Genomic DNA, 20148 nt, shown 5'->3' with positions numbered 1-20148 from the left:
CGCATGCGACCGTTTTCGTATCAAAGGGCAACAGACCCCGACATGGCGGTGCAGGCGCTCAGTGCTGCCGCAACTGCGAACAATCCGCTGACGAAGGCTACAGCACAGCCGCTCGCTGGTGGCACCACGCTGATCGACCTGATGAAGCTGGACGTGATGCGGCCCGCCGCGATCGTCGATATCAATCCGCTGGCGCGGGGCTGGTCGGCGATCGAGCCCGGCAGTGACGGCTTGCGGCTCGGCGCGCTCGCGAAGATGTCCGACGTGGCGGCGCATGCCGAAATCCAGCGCCACTACCCGGTGATCGCGAATTCCCTGAAGCTTGCCGCCAGCGCCCAGCTGCGCAACATGGCGACGCTCGGCGGCAACGTGATGCAGCGAACGCGTTGCAGCTATTTCCGCGACGTCTCCTATGAGAATTGCAACAAGCGCAATCCTGGTTCGGGCTGTGCCGCCATGGATGGCGTCAATCGCACGCATGCGGTGCTGGGTACGTCCGATCAGTGCATCGCGACCTATCCCGGCGATTTTGCCCAAGCGCTGGTCGCGCTCGATGCGGTGGTCGAGATCACCGGCAGGTCCGGCACGCGCAACCTGCCGTTCGCAGATTTGCACAAGGCACCCGGCAGGACGCCCGACATCGAGACCACGCTTCGGCCCGGTGAGCTGATCTCGGCGTTCTCTATTCACGGCCGCTGGCCGCGCTCGGTGTATGTCAAGGCGCGCGACCGGCAGTCCTACGAGTTCGCGCTGTCGTCGGCTGCGGTCGCGCTCGACGTGCAGGATGGCACGATCAGGGACGCGCGTGTCGCGCTCGGCGGCGTCGCCACCGTGCCGTGGCGGGCGCGCGGGGCAGAGGCGCTGCTGAAGGGCCAGAAATTCGACGACGGTCTGGCGCAGCGTGTGGCCGACGCCGCGTTTGCCGACGCCAGGGGCCGCCAGCACAACAGCTTCAAGATCGCGCTCGGCAAGCGCGTGGTGGCGCGCGCGCTCCAGCAGGCTGTAACGATGGAGATCTGATCATGACCGCTGCAGCTCCCGAGCCGAAAGCGAACATGGGCAAGCCCGTGCCGCGCTATGATGCGGCCGCAAAGGTCACGGGCCGGGCGACATATGCGTCCGACATGCCGCTCGACAATCCTGCCTACGCATTCCTGGTCACCAGCGCCATCGCCAAGGGCCGCATCGACAGTTTCGATCTCGACGATGCCAGGCGGGTCCGCGGCGTGATCGACATCGTCACGCATGAGAACGCTCCGAAGCTGAAGGAATCGAAACTGTTCAGCAATGGCGGCTATGCCGGCACCACGATCCAGCCGCTGAAATCGGCTGACATCGCCCATGACGGCCAGATCATCGCCGTCGTCATCGCCGAGAGTTACGAGGCGGCGCGCGAGGCCGCCAATCGCGTCAAGGTCAGCTACACGGCCGCGGCGCCGAGTGCGAGCTTCGACTCGCCGGGGACCACCACGGCAGCGGCAAAGGGGCAGAACGCACAGTTCAAGGAAGACCCGGAGGTCGGCGATTTCGCCAAGGCGTTCGACGCGGCCGAGGTCAAGCTCACCGCCTCTTATGAAACGCCGACCCAGCACCACAATCCGATGGAGCTGTTTACGACGAGCTGCGCCTGGATGGGCGACGAGCTCGTCGTCTACGAGGGCAGCCAGTACGTCTACGGCCTGAAGAACGGCGTCGCCGAGCAGCTCGGTATCGACGCCGACAAGGTCCGTGTCGTCAATCCCTATGTCGGCGGCGGCTTTGGTTCGCGCGGTTCGATGACGTCCCGCACTGCCATCATCGCCGTCATCGCCAAACGCCTGAACCGGCCGATCAAGCTGGTGCCAACGCGCGACCAGGGTTTCACCATCGCCACCCATCGCGCCGAGACGCGCCATGAGATCAGGCTTGGTGCGGGTCGGGACGGCAAGCTGGTGGCTTTGAGGCACGACGGCGCGGAGGTTTCGTCGCGTCCGGATGCCTATTGCGTCGGCGGCACCAAGACGACGACGCGGCTCTATGCCTGCCCGAACGTCGCAAGTCTGGTGTCGATCGTGCGCGCCGACCGCAATACGCCCGGCTTCATGCGCTCGCCGCCGGAGGTGCCGTATCTCTTCGCGCTGGAGAGCGCGATGGACGAGCTCGCTGTGAAGCTGAACATGGACCCCGTCGAGCTCCGCCGCATCAACGACACCACCGTCGAGCCGATCGGCGGCAAGCCCTATACATCGCGGTCATTGATGGCGTGCTTCGACGAGGCCGCGAAGGCGTTCGGCTGGTCGCAGCGCTCGCCGCAGCCGAAATCGATGTCGGACGGCGACTGGCTGGTCGGCTATGGCTGTGCCGCCACCTGCTATCCGACGCAGATGGCGCCCTCTGCCGCGCGCGTCCGCCTCCAGCGCGACGGCCGTACCCGGGTCGAGATCGCCGGTCACGAGATCGGCACCGGTGCGTATACCGTCATCGCCCAGACCGCGGCCGAGCGGCTCGGCGTGCCCCTGGAGAAGGTCGCGGTCTTCCTGGGTGACAGCGATCTGCCGCCGGCGCCCGTTGCCGGCGGTTCGAACTCGACTGCCAGCACCTGCTCGGCGGTGATGATGGTGTGCGACCGCATTCGCCAAAGGCTGTTCAAGGCCGTGATGCCGAGCGACAGCCTCGCCGACAAGGCCAAGGAGACTGTCGGCATCAGCCAGGCGCCGAGCACGCAGGCGGCGCAGAGCGATCGTCCACTCGATCTCGAGAGGGCCTTCGACGCGCTCGGCGTCGGCATCGTCGAGGAATACGGCGAGTGGAAGCCCGAAGGCGCGCCGCTGGATTCCTTCACGGCCATGCACAGCGGGCACGCGCGGCTCGTCGGTGGCCATCAGATGAAAGACAAGATCGCCTATGCGTTCGGTGCTGAGTTCGTCGAGGTCCGCGTCAACCGCTTTACCCATGAAATCCGCTGCCCCCGGCTGGTGGGAGCGTTTGCGGCGGGCCGCATCATGAATCCGCGCACCGCGCGCAGCCAGCTCATGGGCGGCCTGATCTGGGGCATGTCCTCGGCGCTGCTGGAGGCCACCGAGATCGACGAGCGCAATGCACGCTACGTCAACGATAATCTCGCCGACTATCTCGTGCCCGTGAATGCCGACGTGCCCGGTGTCGAAGTGATCCTGCTCTCCGAGCAGGACGACCGTATCAACCCGGCCGGCGTGAAAGGCCTTGGCGAGCTCGCCAATGTCGGCACCAATGCGGCGATCTGCAATGCGATCTATCACGCCACGGGCCAGCGCATCCGCAAGCTGCCCGTGCGGCTCGAAAATATCGAGGTGTGAGGGGTGGAAACGGCGTCAGCGTTGCGCTAGACACCTTGCGCCTCAAACGGAAGGTCTCTTATGCAGCGTTTACAGCGCATGCTCCTCGCCATCATGTCGGCACTCGCGATCACCGTGATCACCGGCGTGTCCGATTTCGTTTCCACCACGGCCTCGGCCCAGACCGCAGGGAAGACCATGACAACAGCTTCAGGTTTGCAGATTACCGATAGCGTCGCCGGCACCGGAGTTTCGCCCAAGCCGGGCCAGATCTGCGTGATGCACTACACCGGCTGGCTCTACGAGAACGGCCAGAAGGGCAAGAAATTCGACTCGTCAGTGGATCGCAACGAGCCGTTCGAATTCCCGATCGGCAAGGGCCGCGTGATCGCCGGCTGGGACGAGGGTGTTGCCTCCATGAAGGTCGGCGGCAAGCGCACGCTGATCATTCCGCCGCAGCTCGGCTATGGCGCCCGGGGCGCAGGCGGCGTGATCCCGCCGAACGCGACGCTGATGTTCGACGTGGAATTGCTCGGGGTGAAGTAAGCCCGCAAACAAAAAGACCGGCCTCTCGGCCGGTCTTTTCGCTTTGAGTGCGACGCCGTTACTCCGTCGCGCGCTTGGCCGCAGCGGCTGCGCGATCAACCGCGTCCTTCGCGGCGTCCTTGGCGTCGCCCATGGCCTGCTGGCCCTTGCCCTTCACTTCCTGGACTGCACCTTCACCCTTCAGGCGCTCGGATCCAGTGGCTTCACCAACGCCCTGCTTGGCCTTGCCCATTGCCTCGTTTGCGGTGCCCTTGATCTTGTCGGTCGTGCTACCCATGAAACTCTCCTGCGGTTTGCTCGCCAAGACAACGTTCGACGGTTATGAGGGTTCCGATTTTGTTATGGCTCGATGTCGCGGCTTTGGGTTAGTTTGCCGCACACGGAACCAATAGAAAGCAAGTCCCATGACCGGCCATGACCATTCGCATTCCCACCATGACCACGATCACCACGATCGCTGGAAACATGACGGCGTGCGCGTCATTCCCGGCAACCAGCTCGATACCAACGTTCCGTCGACGGCGGGCATGGACCGCGCGGCCGCGATCAATTTCGCGCGCGTCGGTGCGCAGAAATTGTGGGCGGGCACGGTCAGCATCAAGCCCGACGCCAAGACCGGCGCGCATCACCACGGCCATCTCGAAAGCGTGATCTATGTGGTGAAGGGCAAGGCGCGGATGCGCTGGGGCGAGAGCCTGCAATTCACCGCAGAGGCCGGCCCCGGTGACTTCATTTTCGTGCCGCCCTACGTGCCCCATCAGGAGATCAACGCCAGCGCGGACGAGGTGCTGGAATGCGTGCTGGTGCGCAGCGACGGCGAGGCGGTGGCGATCAACCTCGATATCGAGCCGGTCGAGAAGCCCGAGACCGTCCTGTGGGTCGATCCCATTCACCGCGATCCGAACGAGAAGAAGTGAGGATCGCCTGAAAGCCAGCGGGTTCTGTGTGACAGAACCTCGCGGGCAGGGCTCCAAAAAAGATCCGGAAGCCGTGTCGGATCGCCGCTTGGCTGTCCGTCCTTGGGCAGAACCCCGCCCAAGGAGCTCCGATGCCCAGGATGATTTTCCTCAATCTGCCCGTCACCGACCTCAAGCGCGCCACTGCCTTTTACGAGGCGGTCGGTGCGACCAGGAACCCGCAATTCAGCGACGAAACAGCGAGCTGCATGGTCTTTTCCGAGACCATCTACGCGATGCTGACGACCCACGAGAAATTCCGGCAGTTCACGCCGAAGCCGATCTCGGATGCAAAGACCTCAAACCAGGCGCTGTTCTGCCTGTCCGCCGATAGCCGGACCGAGGTCGACGATATCGTCAGCAAGGCCGCGGCTGCAGGCGGGGTGGCCGATCCCAGCCCGAAGGACGAATACAGCTTCATGTACGGCCGCAGCTTCGAGGATCCGGACGGCCACATGTGGGGCGTGAACTGGATGGACATGGCAGCCTTCGCGGCGCAGTCCGACATGGCGAACGCCTGATCTAACCCCACAACAGCAAGAAACCGAAGAGGAGCATTCAAGATGTCCAAGGTCGTTCCCTGCATGTGGTTCAACGGCGATGCCGAGGAAGCCGCGAAGTTCTACGTCTCGCTCGTGCCGAATTCGGCGATCACGCATGTTCAGCGCAACGTTTCAGATGGCCCGTCCGGCAAGGAAGGCTCCGTGCTCGTCGTCGAATTCTCGGTGGCGGGACAGCCTTTGGTCGCGCTCAACGGCGGCATGAAAATGGAATACACTCACGCGATCTCGCTGATGATCCATTGCGACGATCAGGCCCAGGTCGACAGCGTCTGGAATGCGTTCCTGGCCCATGGCGGCAAGGAAGAGCAGTGCGGCTGGCTCAGGGATCGCTGGGGCGTGGCCTGGCAGGTGGTGCCGAAGGTGATGTTCGAATTCCTCTCCAGCCCCGACAAAGCGGCTGCCGCACGCGCGATGCAGGCCATGATGCAGATGGTGAAACTCGACGTGGAGGCGCTGCGGCAGGCGTTCGAGGGCAAGTCGGCGGCGTGAAGGGCGTCTTTGCCACATACTCACTGTCATCGCCCGGCTTCGACCGGGCGATCCAGTACGCCGAGACGGTCGTTGGTCAATCGATCGGCCGCGGCGTACTGGATGCCCCGGTCGAGCCGGGGCATGACAGCGGAATATGAGCGAAGGCCCGCCGCTAATAATTGATCCGCAGCCCTACGCCGCCATGGATGGTGTTACCCACCGGCTGCGGGCCGAGCGTGCCGTTGGCGAACAGGTCGACGATCCAGCCCTTCTGCACGCGGAAGCCGAGCCGGCCGCCATATTCGAACCAGCCCTGGTTACCCATGGTCGGCACCACCATGCCGTCACCGGTCACGGTGGCGACGATGCCGCTATGGCTGGCGAATGACTGCACCCAGCCACCGTTGATGTTGGCCTCGATATTGCTGCCGTAGAGATGCGTCCACTGGCCGCCGATCTTGACCAGGCTGGTGCGGTCGGTGCCGGTCGAGATGCTGGCGTCGAACGGATTGAACGCCACTGCGCTGTCGGTATAGCCCGAGACGCGCTGCCAGAGCTGCCAGACCTCGATCGAAGCGGCGACCTCGTCGCGGGGCGACACGCGGCTCATCCAGCCGGCGCGGCCATAGACGGCGTAGTTCGAGGCATTGGTCGAACTCGTGACGCTCACCGGGCCGAGGCTGGTGTTGTAGCTGCGGGTGTAGCGCGCCTTCTCCCACGGCGTCAGGATCGTGCCGACGTCGAAGAACGGGCGCGACGAGCCCCAGTCGGTGAAATCATAGCGCAGCGCGAACGCGGCGATGGGAGCGCTTGTGATGTTGTAGCCGCCCTCGCTGTACTGCGTGTAGGCGATGCCGGCGAGCAGCGACAGATTGTTGGTCAGCTCCTTGCGGCCGTGGATTCCGGCCGAGAACGAGCCTGCGGAGCCGAACGCGCTGACGCAGTTGTTGCAATTGATCTGCTCGTTGACCCCGAGCAGCACCGTGCCAAGCACCCGGTTGGTGATCATCTGGTTGAAGCGCTGATTGGCAAGGCCGCCGATCGAGCTGCCGCTTGAATCCGCGCCGGTTGGTGTCGGTGTCGGCGTCGGGCTCGGCGAGGATGACGGATAAGGGCTCGGCGACGATGACGGGGTGGGGCTGGGCGAGGGCGAGGGGCTGTAGGTCGGCGTGGGCGAGGGGGAATAGCTCGGCGCCGGGGTGGGCGTCGACCCTCCGCACTCGGACTCGCAAATCGTGGCGGCTGCCGCCGGACGGGCATGGAACGCGACAAACGCAAACGCAGCCACGGCGGTCAGCACGCTCGCCAGGATGAAGCGCCTGAGGCTGGTGAGATTCGCCATCTTCAGCGTCCGCACAGCATGCCGTCGTCATGGATGGCGGGCGTGACGGTCGGCGAGGCCTCCGCATATTGGCTGACCGCGCACAGTCCCGCGCTCGCGGCGCAGGTCGCGGCAAAGGTCCAGGGCGGCGTATTGGTCTTACTGATGGAGATCTTGCCGCCGGTCGAGGTGATGATTGCGGTGTCGCCGGGCTGGGTGAGCTGCACGCATTGCTGGCTCGTCGTGCAGACGCTGGCGGCACCGTCCTGCAGCACGACGACCGAGCGGCCGCGCTGGGACAGGATATCGAGAGTGGTACCGCGCACGCCGATGGTCGCGAGCGGGGTCGTGATGTTGTAGGCGGTCTTCTCGGAATGTCCCGTGACGAAACGGAATGCGCCGGTCGTCATGCGGATCGCGACGTCGCGATAGCTGTGCTCGTCGTTGAAGACGGTGCGGTCGAGCTTGAGCGTGGCGCTCGGACCGAGCGACAGATTGGTGCTGTCGGCCATCACGAAGCGAGCCGCGCTGCCGGCGCCGGTGCGCACGGTCTCGTCCCGCAGCATGCTGTCGCCGACGCTGATCGGCGTCGTGGTCGAGGCCACGCGAACGACTTCATTCTGGATCAAGACGGCTTCACCGACGCGCGTCTGGGCTTGGGCGCAAGGGGCCGCGCACAAGAGGGTCGACAACAGCGTGGAGAAAAGCCAGAAACGCAAATTCATTTCGCAACCGATCGATGTGTCCCTGATCGTACCGGATCACGCGCGCTTGCGATGTGGCGGAATTATCACAAGCAGCGCGAGACCTGCGTTAGGCTTAGTGACAGTTGCGGCAGAATGCGTTCAATGAAAACCGCGATCTCTATTATTCTCCGCGGTGACGCAAAATTGCCACGCAAGACATCCCCACAAACGCGACTTGACTTGCCTGCGGTTCCGAAGGTGTCGCGGAGCGCAGTGATTGCTGTCGCGATTTTCCTGGTCGCGCATCTTGCCCTGCTGATTGGCCTGACGACGCCGGAGAAGTTCGTCTTCGACGAAGTGCACTACGTGCCGGCGGCGCGGCAGATGCTGGCACCAGCGGTGTCGCAATCGATGCTCAATCCGATGCATCCACCTTTGGCGAAAGAGCTGATCGCGCTATCGATCGCGGCCTTTGGCGACAGCGCGCTGGGCTGGCGCTATCCCGCGACATTGTTCGGCGCGCTCGCGATCGTCGCGATCTATCTGTGCGGCCTCGCGCTGTTCGCCGCGCAAGGGCCTGCGATCGCCGCCGCGCTGATCGCCGCCTGCAACCAGATGCTGTACGTGCAGGCGCGCGTCGCGATGCTCGACATTTTTGCACTCGGCTTCGGCCTGCTCGCGATTGCCGCCTTCATGCATGGCTTTCGAAAGGATCGTCCCCATGCATTATTCGCGGCTGCCGGCAGCCTGTTCGGCTGTGCGGCCGCCTGCAAATGGAGCGGCCTGTTTCCGCTCGGAATCTGCATCGTCATCGTCGCGGTGATCCGCCTGATGCAGGGCTGGCACACCCTGTTTGCCGACGCGAAGCCGGGGGATTGGTACCGGCCTGATCTCTGGCCCGACTTCAGATTACATCACGTCGTGCTCTGCTTCACTGTCCTGCCCGCGATGACATATCTTGCGGCCTTCGTCCCACTCTACGGCGTGTCGCTGCCGGATCTGGTCGAGGCGCAGCGCCGGATCTTCGCGGACAACACCACCACTGCCATCGCCGGCCACACTTATATGAGCGCCTGGCCGTCATGGCCGCTGCTCGCGCGCCCGGTGTGGTTCCTGTTCGACAAGACCGTGGACGACAATGTCTCCGCGATCGTCTTTCTCGGTAACCCCCTGGTGCTGTGGCCGACGCTGCTCGCGCTCGCCGTCGTGCTGCGCGATTTCGTCGTCGCGCGTCGCCGGGATGCGTTCCTGATCGCGGTCTTCTATTTCGGGTCCTGGCTCGCCTGGGCGTTGCTGCCGCGTACGCTTGCCTTCATCTATTACTATCTGCCGGCTGCGACCGTGGCGTCGCTCGCGCTGGTCTACGTGCTGCGGCGGGACGGTCTACCGGGCTGGCTGTTGTGGGCCTATGTCGGGGTCGTCGCGATCGGCTTTGCCGCCATGCTGCCGATCTCGGCGGCCTTCGTCGGCACATCGATGCAGACCTTCAATCGGCTGATGCTCTTCCAAAGCTGGATATGAAATCGCCGCCCGCCGGGAGAACGGCAGGCGGCGTCTTGATGGGCGACAATTTGAGAATTACTTCGACGCGGTCTTGGTGTCCATGTTCACGACCTGGACGCGGCGGTTGATCGGGTCGGCGCCGTTGGCGGCGTCCTTCAGCTTGGTCTTGCCGTAGCCGACGGTGACGAGATCGGTGCCGGTGAGACCGTAGTTCTGCACCAGGTATTTCTTGATGGTGTCGGCCCGCCGCTCGGAGAGCCCCTGATTGTAGGCCTCGGTGCCGACCGCATCGGTGTGGCCGGCGACCACGAAGGTCGAGCCCTTCAACGAGGGATCGGACAGCGCCTTGCCGAGCGCCTGTACCGACGGCACCGACGTCTTGGCGATGTCGGCCGAGTTGTAGTCGAACTGGATCTCCAGATCGATCTTCGGCTTGGTCGCGGCGAGCTCGGCAATCTGCTCGCGCTCGCCCGTCGACAGCGACCGCGTCGAGCGGTTGCGCACGGTGTTCAGGAACGTCGATTCCTTGGCCTGGACCGCCGGATCAACCTGCGGACCTGCGGACAGACCCCGGGTCACAGGCTTCGGCTTCAGTGCATCCAGGATCTGGTTGGTAGAGACATTGCCGTCGCCGGCCATCGCCAGGCCGGCCGTCATCGACAAAACTGCCGAGAGGGTCACCGCCTTCAGTGCAAAAGAGTTATTGAAACGGGTCATTGTCGTATCCTCGTTGTGACGCCTGATGGCTATTTGATGCTGCGAGCATAGGGCAGGTTCAAAAGCCCTGGTGTGATCACGGTGGAAACGGGGCCGTCCTGGACCACGACAGCGTATTTCAAGCGGTTTCGGTTCATAGAGAGCCGACCCGCGGTCCGCTCCGAGGAGGGGCGCCAGCGCGGGAAGAGAAGTGGTCGCACACCTCTCCGGCGGTGGTTCGAGTCGTCACAGCCTGGCGTGATCCGCATCACTGAGGACCGCCGCGCCGAGGTGCCGCTCGGGGGCCGGGGCCGGTTCACTCAAGGAAACCCATGCTCACCGATTGTCGCAAAGCCGTCGCGTGTTGGCCTGTCTGTGAACAATTTTTCGGCCAGATGGACGCCTAGCAGGGCACAGCCTCCGACAAGCGCAAACGAAGGGAGCCGAGTTCCACCCAGTGCCGAGGCCAAGTGATTACCAGTTTTATCGCAATGGCCCGCCGGATCGGACCGTGTCCCTGAGCTCCATGCCCATTTACATCGGCGCGGCGATGATCGCGGTGGCGATCTTGCTGTCGACACTGATCACGGGGCTGACCTCCCGCTATGTCGGGCTTCAAGCGCCGACCGACGAGAACATGTGGCTGGTCGATCGTCTCACCGGCAACGTCTATCGCTGCCAGGCGGAGGAGCGCGGCAAGGCCTCGTGCGAACCCGATGTCGCAACAGGCAGCGTCGGCGACCGGTCCAAAGCCCCGAAAGCCGGCCGCTGAGCCCTCCCGTCTTCGCACCGCAGCAAGAAATTGTCTTCTCCACGAAACGTCTTCGCGGGAGAATACGTATTGCGAAGGCCGACATGACGCCGGTTTCGTTTTACGGAGGAGACTTTTCGATGAAAATCTTGCTCACAGCTGCAGCTTTGGTCGCGTTCGCCGTTTCCCCTGCATCTGCCGCGATGATGGCGTGCACCAGCGACAATATGATGAAGTCCGCCGCCATGATGGGCGGCACGGCGGATACGCCGGCCAAGACGGCCATGAACAAGGAAATGGCCATGGCCAACACCGACATGAGCAACGGCAAGATGAAAAGCGCCTGCATGCATTACATGAAGGCGCAGAAGGCCATGTCGATGAAGTAGCAAGCGCCTTCCGACCGCGCTGTCAGCAGATGGCGGCGCGGTTTTTCCTTGTCCGCTCCTGGATCGGCTTCTTGGCTGGATGCGAATCCCGCTACACTGCATTCCGCAATGTCCCGCGCGCCCAAACCGATTCCACTCACCACGACACAGGCCCGGCAAATCTGGCTTCATGCCCAGCGGCTGGACGAGCGCGCGCCGTTCGGTGACGGCGCGCAAGCCGTCTCCGACGCGGTCGCCCATCTCGGCTATGTGCAGATCGACACCATCAACGTGATCGAGCGCTGCCATCATCACATCCTGTTCAGCCGGATTCCGTCCTACCGGCGCGCCGACCTGCGCCATGCCCAGAGCGTCGACAAGAGCGTCTTTGAATATTGGACGCATGCGCTGTCTTACGTGCCGGCCGGCGACTTCCGCTTCTTCCTGCCGGCGATGTGCGAGCACCGCCGCGAGGGGCACAAATGGTTCGCCTCGGTGAAACCTGCCGACATGCGCAAGGTGATGCGGCTGGTGCGCGCCGGCCCGCTGACGATCCGCGACATCGAGGACGACGTGCTCACCGAGAAGGAGCATCTCTGGCAAAGCCGAAAACCCTCGAAGCGGGCATTGCAGCTCGCCTTCTACATGGGTGCCGTGACCGTCAGCGAGCGCCAGGGCATGCTCAAGACTTATGAGCTGATGACGCGCCATTTCGGCTGGGACAAGCTGCCGAAGCCGGCGTCGGCAAAGGACATCACGGTCTATCTGCTCGATCGCGCGCTGCGATCGCAAGGTGTCGTGAGCCTCGATTCGGTCTGCCATCTCAACGCGCCGCGCAAGCCGGCGGTGGCTGCCCTGATCGGCTCGCGCGTCCGCCGAGGCGAGCTCGTGCCTGTCGCCATCGACGGTGCCGGCAAGCAGGAGCACTGGGCAGTGCCGGCTGCGCTCGAGCCGGGCGAGTGCGCGCCGCCGGATCTGGTCCATATCCTGTCGCCGTTCGATCCGCTGATCATCCAGCGCAAGCGCACCAATCTCATTTTCGGTTACAACCATTTGTTCGAGGCCTATGTGCCGAAGGCCAAACGCAAGCTCGGCTATTTCGCGCTGCCCGTGCTGGTCGGCAACGAGATCGTCGCCGCGCTCGATCTGAAGACCGACCGGCAGGCGAAGAAGCTGCTGATGCAGAAATGGACCTGGGTCGGCGAGGGGAAGAAGACCGCGGGGCGCAAGGAGCTCAAACGGAAGATCGAGGAGGAGCTCGATCGCTTTGCGAAGTTTCAATTGGCAGAGTAGTTGTGCGCGGCGCGGATCACCGAGCTCTGTCGTAGCGCAACGTGGTGGCCGGCTGCGCCCCTTGCATTGCTTGCTCCATTGACTCTTTCGCGGCGATGCTCAAAACCCCGGATCAGCCCATAAAAGCAACAACCCGGGGGAAGCCATGAGCCAGACCACGACCTATGCCGGTTCGACCGGCGCAGCCAAGTCGGAAATCGAGACCTCGACGATCCGCGCCATCTCCTGGCGCCTGATCCCGTTCCTGGTGCTGGCCTATTTCTTCTCCTATCTCGACCGCGTCAATCTCGGCTTCGCCGCGCTGACCATGAATGCCGAGCTGAAATTCACGCCGCTGATCTTCTCTTGGGGCGCCGGCATCTTCTTCATCGGCTATTTCATCTTCGAGGTGCCGAGCAATCTGGCGCTGGAGAAGTTCGGCGCCAGCCGCTGGATCGCCCGCATCATGGTGACCTGGGGCATCATCTCGGCGCTGATGGCGCTCACGAGCGGGGTCACGAGCTTCTACGTGCTGCGCTTCCTGCTCGGCGTCGCCGAAGCCGGCTTCTTCCCCGGCATCATCCTCTATCTCACTTATTGGTATCCGGCCGAATATCGCGCCCGCTTCCTCGCGGCCTTCGCCATCGCCGTTCCGGTCTCCACCGTGATCGGCGCGCCGGTCTCTGGCCTGCTGCTCGGCCTCGACGGGGCCATGGGCCTGAAGGGCTGGCAGTGGCTGTTCATCATTGAGGGCATTCCCTCCGTGCTGCTCGGCATCGTCACCTGGTTCTATCTCACCGACAGGCCAGAGAAGGCGGATTGGCTCTCGGCCGAGCAGAAGGCCTGGCTCAAGACCAAGCTCGATGCCGAGATCGCGGCCAAGCAGGCGGTGAAGCATATGTCGCTCGGCGAGGCGCTGACCTCACCTAAGGTGATCATGCTGAGCCTGGTCTATTTCGGCTTCGTCGGCGCGCTCTATGGCATGCAGTTCTGGCTGCCGCAGATCGTCAAGGCGTTCGGCCTCACCAACGCCCAGACCGGCTTCGTCACCGCGATTCCGTATCTGTTCGGCACCATCGCAATGATCCTGTGGGCGCGGCATTCCGATGCCACGCGCGAGCGCGTGATGCATGTCGGCGCGCCGTTGCTGCTCACCGCCGTCGCTCTCGGCGTCTCCAGCTATCTCACCGACCCCACCCTGACGATGATCGTGCTGACGGTTGCCGCGATCGGCGTGTTCTGCTGCTTCGGCGTGTTCTGGACCCTGCCGACGGCCTGGCTCTCCGGCACGGCGGCGGCCGGCGCCATCGCTCTGATCAACTCGATCGGCAATCTCGCCGGGTTCGGCGGACCGTATCTGATCGGCTGGGTCAAGGAAGCCACCGGGCAGACCTCGACCGGACTGCTCGTGCTCGCGGTGCTGCCGCTGATCGCCGGCATCCTGGTCTTCATCGGTGGCCACGACAGCAAGCACGAGTTCGCCGAACAGGGGCGGTAGCCTCGAAATGTCGCCCTGGCGAAAGCCAGGGCCCATTTCCGCGCGGTCCCTCTGGGGCCGCGGCGCGAGCTCTCTTCCAACAGTCCGGGCTTTCCGCCAAGGGCAGCGGGGAGGTTACCACCTCTTAACGATCACGCTTTCCTGATGACTGACGATTATTGACTTTCATCAGTGATTAGTCGACATTCCTCTCATTGCAGCCGAGGGAGTGTCCTCCGATGTTCGTCCGATCCGTTTTATCCAGCTATTCGAGGCTCTTGGCCGGTGTTTCGCTGGCGCTGATGGCTGCCGCGCTCGCTGGGTGCAATGACACCGTCGCTGAAAACGCCGACCCGCCGCGGCCGGTCCTGGTCGCCACCGCCCATTATGATGCCGAAAAGCCCGAGCGCAGCTTCGTCGGCACCATCAGGCCGCGGATCGAGAGCGATCTGGGCTTTCGGGTCGCGGGCAAGGTCGCCAAGCGTCTGGTCGAAGTTGGCCAGACCGTCGAGATCGGTCAGCCGCTCGCGGTCCTCGATGAGGTCGATCTGAAGCTCCAGGCCGAGCAAGCCGTCGCCGAGCAGACCGCTGCGACCGGCGTGCTGGCCCAGGCCGCCGCCGCCGAGCAGCGCGCCAAGGATTTGAGGGCCAAGGGCTGGACGACCGACGCGCAGCTGGATTCGAGCCGCGCCGCCGCCGACGAGGCCCGTGCCCGTCTGAACCGGGCCGAGCGCTCGGTCGAATTGACCAAGAATTCCCTTTCCTACGCGACGCTCAACGCCGACGCCCGTGGCGTCGTCACCGCAACGCTGATCGAGCCCGGCCAGGTGGTTGCCGCAGGCCAGACCTCGATCCGTGTCGCCCGCTTTGCCGAAAAGGAAGCGGTCGTCGCGATCCCTGAGACGCTGGTTGGACGTGCCAAATCGGGCGCCGCCAGCGTCACTCTTTGGTCGGAGCCGGGCAAGAAATATACAGCCAAGCTGCGCGAGATCGCGCCCACCGCAGATCCCGCCACGCGCACCTATCTCGCAAAATTCTCCCTCCCCGAGGCTGACGACAAGGTCTCGCTCGGCATGACGGCGACGCTGACTCTGTCGGACGCTGCCACCGAGCGCGTCGCGCGGCTGCCGCTGTCGGCGCTGTTCAACGAAGGCGACAAGCCGTCCTTCTACGTCGTCGACGACAACGGCGCGGTGACGCTGAAGCCGGTGACGGTGAAGTCCTATGAGAGCAACGACGTCGTCATCACCGGTGGTGTCGAAGAGGGTGCCAAGATCGTTGCCCTCGGTGTTCAGAAGCTCGATCCGGGCCAGAGGGTGCGGATCGTGTCGTCACTGTCCTTTTAAGTCTCGCTTACGAGTTACGTCGTGTGAGGTGAGTTTCGGCCCGAGCGCAAATGCTGGGGCTGAAGCGGCGAAGCGATCCAGAACCTGCCCAGCCCCCTGGATTGCTTCGCTGCCTCGCGACGACGCGTTCAACAGGGTGGCTGTGGTTTTTTGCAACCGGATCATCTTTGGAGAGTGCGATGAAGCGCTTCAATCTTTCGGCCTGGGCCGTCAGCCATCCGACGCTGATCCTGTTCCTGATGCTCATACTCGGCGTCGCCGGATTCTTCTCCTATCAGAAGCTCGGTCGCGCCGAGGATCCGTTCTTCACGGTGAAGGTGGTCAACGTCTCCGTGCTGTGGCCGGGCGCGACAGCGCAGGAAATGCAGGCGCAGGTCGCCGATCCCATCGAGAAGAAGATCCAGGAGCTGCCTTACTTCGAGAAGGTGCAGACCTATTCCAAGCCCGGCTTCACTGCGCTCCAGGTCACCTTCCGCGATTCCACGCCGCCGAAGGACGTTCCATATCTCTTTTATCTGCTGCGCAAGAAGCTGGCTGACGTGCAGGGCCAGCTGCCCGCAGGGATTCTCGGGCCCGTCGTCAACGACGAGTTCTCCGACGTCGATTCCATCCTCTACATGATGACGGGCGACGGCGCCGACTACGCCCAGCTCAAGAAGGTCTCGGAAGGTTTCCGTCAGCGCCTTCTGAAGGTGCCGGGCGTGACCAAGGTCGACGTTTACGGCAACCAGGATGAGCGCATCTTCGTCGAGTTCAGCCATGCCAAGCTCGCCACGCTCGGCATCACGCCGCAGGCGCTGTTCGATTCGCTCGCCAAGCAGAACAACGTGACGCCGGCCGGCACGGTCGAGACCTCGTCGCAGCGCGTGCCGCTGCGCGTCACCGGTGCGCTCGACGGCGCCAAGGCCGTCGCCGAAACCCCGGTCGAGAGCAACGGTCGCGTGTTCCGCCTCGGCGACATCGCCACCGTCACCCATGGCTATGTCGACCCGCCGAGCTTCGTCGTGCGGCAGGAAGGCAAGGCCGCGATCGGCATCGGCGTCGTCACCGCCAAGGGCGCCAACATCCTCGATCTCGGCAAGGAGGTCGAGAAGGCGACGGCTGAATTCATGAAGGCGGTGCCGCAGGGCGTCGACGTCAAACTGATCGCCGACCAGCCCAAGGTGGTCGAGCACGCGGTCGGCGAGTTCGTACACTCTTTCATGGAAGCCCTCGTCATCGTGCTGTTCGTGTCGTTCCTGGCGCTTGGCTGGCGCACCGGCATCGTGGTCGCATTGTCGGTGCCCCTGGTGCTCGGCATCGTCTTCGTCGTCATGAACACGATGTCGCTCGACCTGCACCGCATCACGCTCGGTGCGCTGATCATCGCGCTCGGCCTGCTGGTGGATGACGCCATCATCGCCGTCGAGATGATGGTGGTGAAGATGGAGCAGGGCTGGGACCGCATGCGTGCGGCGTCCTTTGCCTGGGAATCCACTGCGTTTCCGATGCTCACGGGAACGCTGGTCACGGCCGCTGGCTTCCTCCCCATCGGCTTTGCCAATTCCGCGGTCGGCGAATATGCCGGCAGCATCTTCTGGATCGTGGCGATCGCGCTGGTCGCGTCCTGGTTCGTGGCGGTGATCTTCACGCCCTATATCGGCGTCATGCTGCTGCCCAACATCAAGGTGCACCACAATCACGATCCGCACGCGGTCTACGAGACCCGCATGTATCGGGGCCTGCGCGCCATCGTGCAGTGGTGCGTCGACCACCGCATCACCGTGGTGGTCGCGACCGTCGGCGTCTTCATCGCCTCGATCGTCGGTTTCGGCCACGTCCAGCAGCAGTTCTTCCCGCTGTCCGAGCGTCCCGAGCTGTTCCTCCAGCTTCGCCTGCCCGAGGGCACCGCCTTCAACGTCACCGAAAAGGCGGTGAAGAAGGCCGAGACCATGCTCAAGGACGACAAGGACATCGAGACCTACACGGCCTATGTCGGACAGGGCTCGCCGCGCTTCTGGCTCGGCCTCAATCCGCAGCTTCCAAACGAGGCTTTTGCCGAAATCGTCATCGTCGCAAAGGGCGTCGAGGCGCGCGAGCGCATCAAGGCCAAGCTTGAAAACGCCGTTGCCGACGGCGCGCTCAACGAGGCCCGCGTGCGCGTCGACCGCTTCAATTTCGGTCCCCCGGTTGGTTTTCCCGTGCAGTTTCGCGTCATCGGCCCCGACGCCAACAAGGTGCGCGAGATCGCCTACCAGGTCCGCGACGTCATGCGGCAGAACAAGAGCGTCAAGGACGTCCAGCTCGACTGGAACGAGCAGTCGCCTTACCTCAAGCTTGTCGTCGACCAGGATCGCGCACGCGCCATGGGCCTGACCCCGCAGGACGTGTCGCAGGCGCTGTCGATGCTGATCTCGGGCTCGCAGGTGACGACCGTGCGCGACGGCATCGAAAAGGTCGGCGTGGTCGCGCGCGCCGTCTCGTCCGAGCGGCTCGACCTCGGCGCCGTCGGCGATCTCACCATCACCTCGCGCAACGGCGTGGCCGTGCCGCTGCAGCAGATCGCCAAGATCGAGTATGCGCACGAGGAACCGATCATGTGGCGGCGTAACCGCGACATGGCGATCACCGTGCGCTCCGACGTCGTCGACGGCGTGCAGGCGCCCGACGTCACCGGCCAGATCGCGCCGAAGCTGAAGGCGATCAAGGACAACCTGGAGCCGGCCTACCGCATCGAGGCCGGCGGCGCGTTCGAGGAATCCGCCAAGGGCAACGCCTCGATCTTCATTCTCTTCCCGCTGATGGTCATGGTGATGCTGACGCTGCTGATGTTCCAGTTGCAGAGCTTCTCGCGCCTGATCCTGGTGTTTCTGACTGCGCCGCTCGGCATCGTCGGCGCCTCGTTCGGGCTCAACATCGCCAACGCCCCGTTCGGCTTCGTGGCGCTGCTCGGCCTGATCGCGCTCGCCGGCATGATCATGCGTAACGCCGTGATCCTGGTGGATCAGATCGAGACCGACGTCTCGCACGGCCTGACCCGCCGCGAGGCGATCGTGGAGGCCACCGTCCGCCGCGCCCGTCCGGTGGTGCTGACGGCGCTTGCCGCCATCCTCGCCATGATCCCGCTGTCGCGCTCGGCGTTCTGGGGGCCGATGGCGATCACCATCATGGGCGGCTTGTTCGTCGCGACCTTCCTGACGCTGCTGTACCTGCCGGGCCTCTACGCCCTCTGGTTCCGCAAGAGCCTGGATGAGGCGGGCACGCCCGAGCAGCCTGCCGCGCCGCAGCATGGGAGCGATGACCAGAACGCAATTCCGCTTGCTGAGGCGGCTGAATAAGTGAAGATGAACTGCTGATTGACGAGTCTGACAGATGACACTGGTTTCGGAACATATCGAAGGCGACACCCGGGAACGCATTCTCGAGGTGGCCGAGAGGCTGTTCCGCCAGATCGGCTATCTCAAGACCACGGTCGGCGACATCGCCAAGGAGCTCAAGATGAGCCCCGCCAACGTCTATCGCTTCTTCGAATCGAAGAAGGCGATCCATCAGGCGGTGGCCCGTTCGCTAATGGGCGAGGTCGAGCTGGAAGCGCAGCGGATCGTGGCCAGGCCCGGTCCGGTACTGCCGCGATTCCGTGAGCTGCTCACCACCATCAATCGCATGAACACCGAGCGCTATGTCGGCGACAATAAGCTGCACGAGATGGTCGAGATCGCGATGCAGGAGGACTGGGACGTCTGCGTCAACCACATGGAGTGCATTGCCGGGGTCATCGGCCAGATGATCGCGCAAGGCGTGGCTTCCGGCGAGTTCGAGGCGCCGGACCTGCAACTGGCTGCGCTGTGCGCCTGCACCGCGATGATGCGCTTTTTCCACCCCCAGATGATCGCCCAGTGCGCTACCAAGCCGGGCCCGACCATCGACCAGATGATCGATTTCGTCATCGCGGGATTGTCCCCGCGCCACTGACGCGGCGGCGGATTTCCTCCTATAAGCAGGCCGACCGCCACGGAATGACGGCTGATGGCGGGCAAGGACGGATCAACAAACTCCGTCATTGCGAGCTTAGCGAAGCAATCCAGACTGTCTCTGCGGAGGGATTCTGGATTGCTTCGCTGCGCTCGCAATGACGGGAAGGAAACAGCGCGTGACCGACAAAGACCTGCACTTCTACGAGCCCGCCAAGGGCCACGGCCTCAAGCACGATCCCTTCAACGCCATCGTCGCGCCGCGGCCGATCGGCTGGATTTCGTCGCGCGACACCAACGGCCACGTCAACCTCGCGCCCTACAGCTTCTTCAACGCTTTCTGCTACGTCCCCCCGATCATCGGCTTCTCCTCCACCAACTGGAAGGACACCGTCGAAAACATCCAGCAGACCGGCGAGTTCGTCTGGAACCTCGCCACCATGGACCTGGCCAGGCACATGAACGCGACTGCGGCGCATGTTGGCCCTGAGGTCGACGAGTTCAAAGTTGCGGGCCTCACCGCCGCGCCCGGCAGGCTCGTCAACGTGCCGCGCGTCGGCGAGAGTCCCGTCGCCTTCGAATGCAAGGTGTCCGATATCGTCCGCCTCAAGGGCGCCGACGGCAAGGAAGCCAATGCCTGGCTGACGCTCGGCGAGGTCGTTGCCGTCCACATCGACAAGGCCATGATCAAGGACGGCGTCTATCAGACCGCCGCCGCCCGCCCGATCGTACGCGCCGGCCGCAGCGGGGATTATTTCGAAATCAAGCCGGAAAACATGTTCGAGATGGCGCGGCCGGATTAGACCGGCCGACCGCGAAGCCATCCCCTCCCGGAACTGCCACCACGCCTCGGCCGTTATGGCCCCTGGGCGGCTGCCCGGCCGCGTCAATTCGCGTCTTTCCGCAGGCGAAGTCTTCACCGCCGCCGGCCACTTTCCGCTAAAATGCC

The 20148-nt window shown here is 63.9% G+C and carries 19 protein-coding genes; 15 read left to right on the top strand and 4 right to left on the bottom strand.

The window, feature by feature from the left end:
- The first annotated feature begins 3 nt into the window (after nucleotides 1–3).
- Genes IVB42_RS17055 through IVB42_RS17045 form a run of 3 tightly spaced genes read left to right on the top strand, consistent with a single transcriptional unit; the run spans nucleotide 4 to nucleotide 3839 of the window.
- Nucleotides 4–1020, top strand: a complete 1017-nt coding sequence (locus IVB42_RS17055; protein WP_204513803.1) for a xanthine dehydrogenase family protein subunit M — start codon at nucleotides 4–6, stop codon at nucleotides 1018–1020.
- Between the two features lie 2 nt (nucleotides 1021–1022).
- Entirely contained in the window at nucleotides 1023–3314 is a 2292-nt protein-coding gene (locus tag IVB42_RS17050) for a xanthine dehydrogenase family protein molybdopterin-binding subunit (protein WP_247398045.1), read from the top strand.
- Between the two features lie 60 nt (nucleotides 3315–3374).
- The gene (locus IVB42_RS17045; protein ID WP_247398048.1) at nucleotides 3375–3839 is read left to right on the top strand and encodes an FKBP-type peptidyl-prolyl cis-trans isomerase; all 465 of its coding nucleotides are present in this window, start codon (nucleotides 3375–3377) and stop codon (nucleotides 3837–3839) included.
- 58 nt (nucleotides 3840–3897) lie between these two features.
- On the opposite strand, the gene IVB42_RS17040 is transcribed toward IVB42_RS17045, so the two are convergent.
- Nucleotides 3898–4116 carry a CsbD family protein gene (locus tag IVB42_RS17040; RefSeq protein WP_007606928.1) on the bottom strand — a complete coding sequence of 73 codons (219 nt, stop codon included), beginning with the start codon at nucleotides 4114–4116 and terminating at the stop codon, nucleotides 3898–3900.
- A gap of 127 nt (nucleotides 4117–4243) precedes the next feature.
- Here IVB42_RS17040 and IVB42_RS17035 point away from each other — a divergent pair, with 127 nt between their 5' ends.
- From IVB42_RS17035 to IVB42_RS17025, 3 genes are all read left to right on the top strand, one after another.
- Nucleotides 4244–4756: a cupin domain-containing protein gene (locus tag IVB42_RS17035; protein WP_085349946.1), complete on the top strand. Its 513-nt coding sequence runs from the start codon at nucleotides 4244–4246 to the stop codon at nucleotides 4754–4756.
- A gap of 131 nt (nucleotides 4757–4887) precedes the next feature.
- Nucleotides 4888–5316 (top strand): VOC family protein, encoded by a 429-nt coding sequence (locus IVB42_RS17030; RefSeq protein WP_026232857.1) that lies wholly within the window; start codon nucleotides 4888–4890, stop codon nucleotides 5314–5316.
- A gap of 42 nt (nucleotides 5317–5358) precedes the next feature.
- Nucleotides 5359–5847, top strand: coding sequence for a VOC family protein (locus IVB42_RS17025; protein ID WP_247398053.1), 489 nt, complete (start codon nucleotides 5359–5361; stop codon nucleotides 5845–5847).
- Between the two features lie 154 nt (nucleotides 5848–6001).
- Here the strand turns inward: IVB42_RS17025 and IVB42_RS17020 are convergent, their stop codons facing one another.
- Both IVB42_RS17020 and IVB42_RS17015 read right to left on the bottom strand, forming a co-directional pair.
- Nucleotides 6002–7171, bottom strand: a complete 1170-nt coding sequence (locus IVB42_RS17020) for a hypothetical protein (protein ID WP_247398056.1) — start codon at nucleotides 7169–7171, stop codon at nucleotides 6002–6004.
- Nucleotides 7172–7173: 2 nt separating this feature from the next.
- Nucleotides 7174–7875 (bottom strand): FecR family protein, encoded by a 702-nt coding sequence (locus IVB42_RS17015; protein WP_346732222.1) that lies wholly within the window; start codon nucleotides 7873–7875, stop codon nucleotides 7174–7176.
- Nucleotides 7876–7926: 51 nt separating this feature from the next.
- Between IVB42_RS17015 and IVB42_RS17010 the strand changes: the two genes are divergently transcribed.
- Nucleotides 7927–9357, top strand: a complete 1431-nt coding sequence (locus tag IVB42_RS17010) for a phospholipid carrier-dependent glycosyltransferase (RefSeq protein ID WP_247398074.1) — start codon at nucleotides 7927–7929, stop codon at nucleotides 9355–9357.
- A gap of 57 nt (nucleotides 9358–9414) precedes the next feature.
- Here IVB42_RS17010 and IVB42_RS17005 read toward each other — a convergent pair whose 3' ends face one another.
- Entirely contained in the window at nucleotides 9415–10056 is a 642-nt protein-coding gene (locus tag IVB42_RS17005; protein ID WP_247398077.1) for an OmpA family protein, read from the bottom strand.
- Nucleotides 10057–10561: 505 nt separating this feature from the next.
- On the opposite strand from IVB42_RS17005, the gene IVB42_RS17000 reads away from it, so the two are divergent.
- From IVB42_RS17000 to IVB42_RS16965, 8 genes are all read left to right on the top strand, one after another.
- The gene (locus IVB42_RS17000) at nucleotides 10562–10807 is read left to right on the top strand and encodes a hypothetical protein (RefSeq protein ID WP_018455000.1); all 246 of its coding nucleotides are present in this window, start codon (nucleotides 10562–10564) and stop codon (nucleotides 10805–10807) included.
- A 119-nt stretch (nucleotides 10808–10926) separates the two neighbouring features.
- Nucleotides 10927–11175 (top strand): hypothetical protein, encoded by a 249-nt coding sequence (locus tag IVB42_RS16995; protein WP_007595197.1) that lies wholly within the window; start codon nucleotides 10927–10929, stop codon nucleotides 11173–11175.
- Between the two features lie 108 nt (nucleotides 11176–11283).
- Nucleotides 11284–12447, top strand: coding sequence for a crosslink repair DNA glycosylase YcaQ family protein (locus IVB42_RS16990; RefSeq protein WP_247398081.1), 1164 nt, complete (start codon nucleotides 11284–11286; stop codon nucleotides 12445–12447).
- A gap of 145 nt (nucleotides 12448–12592) precedes the next feature.
- The gene (locus IVB42_RS16985) at nucleotides 12593–13924 is read left to right on the top strand and encodes an MFS transporter (RefSeq protein WP_018454998.1); all 1332 of its coding nucleotides are present in this window, start codon (nucleotides 12593–12595) and stop codon (nucleotides 13922–13924) included.
- Nucleotides 13925–14142: 218 nt separating this feature from the next.
- Nucleotides 14143–15249, top strand: a complete 1107-nt coding sequence (locus IVB42_RS16980) for an efflux RND transporter periplasmic adaptor subunit (RefSeq protein WP_247398084.1) — start codon at nucleotides 14143–14145, stop codon at nucleotides 15247–15249.
- Between the two features lie 179 nt (nucleotides 15250–15428).
- A complete protein-coding gene (locus IVB42_RS16975) occupies nucleotides 15429–18566 on the top strand; it encodes an efflux RND transporter permease subunit (RefSeq protein ID WP_247398087.1) in 3138 nt (1045 codons plus the stop codon).
- A gap of 34 nt (nucleotides 18567–18600) precedes the next feature.
- The gene (locus tag IVB42_RS16970) at nucleotides 18601–19200 is read left to right on the top strand and encodes a TetR family transcriptional regulator (protein WP_085361299.1); all 600 of its coding nucleotides are present in this window, start codon (nucleotides 18601–18603) and stop codon (nucleotides 19198–19200) included.
- A gap of 178 nt (nucleotides 19201–19378) precedes the next feature.
- Nucleotides 19379–20002, top strand: a complete 624-nt coding sequence (locus IVB42_RS16965; protein ID WP_247398106.1) for a flavin reductase family protein — start codon at nucleotides 19379–19381, stop codon at nucleotides 20000–20002.
- Nucleotides 20003–20148 lie beyond the last annotated feature (146 nt).

The sequence above is a fragment of the Bradyrhizobium sp. 45 genome, from assembly GCF_023073155.1.
GTDB classification, from domain to species: Bacteria; Pseudomonadota; Alphaproteobacteria; order Rhizobiales; family Xanthobacteraceae; genus Bradyrhizobium; species Bradyrhizobium canariense_D.
Note: the sequence above shows the minus strand (reverse complement) of the source record. Positions and strands in the feature narration are given on the sequence as shown.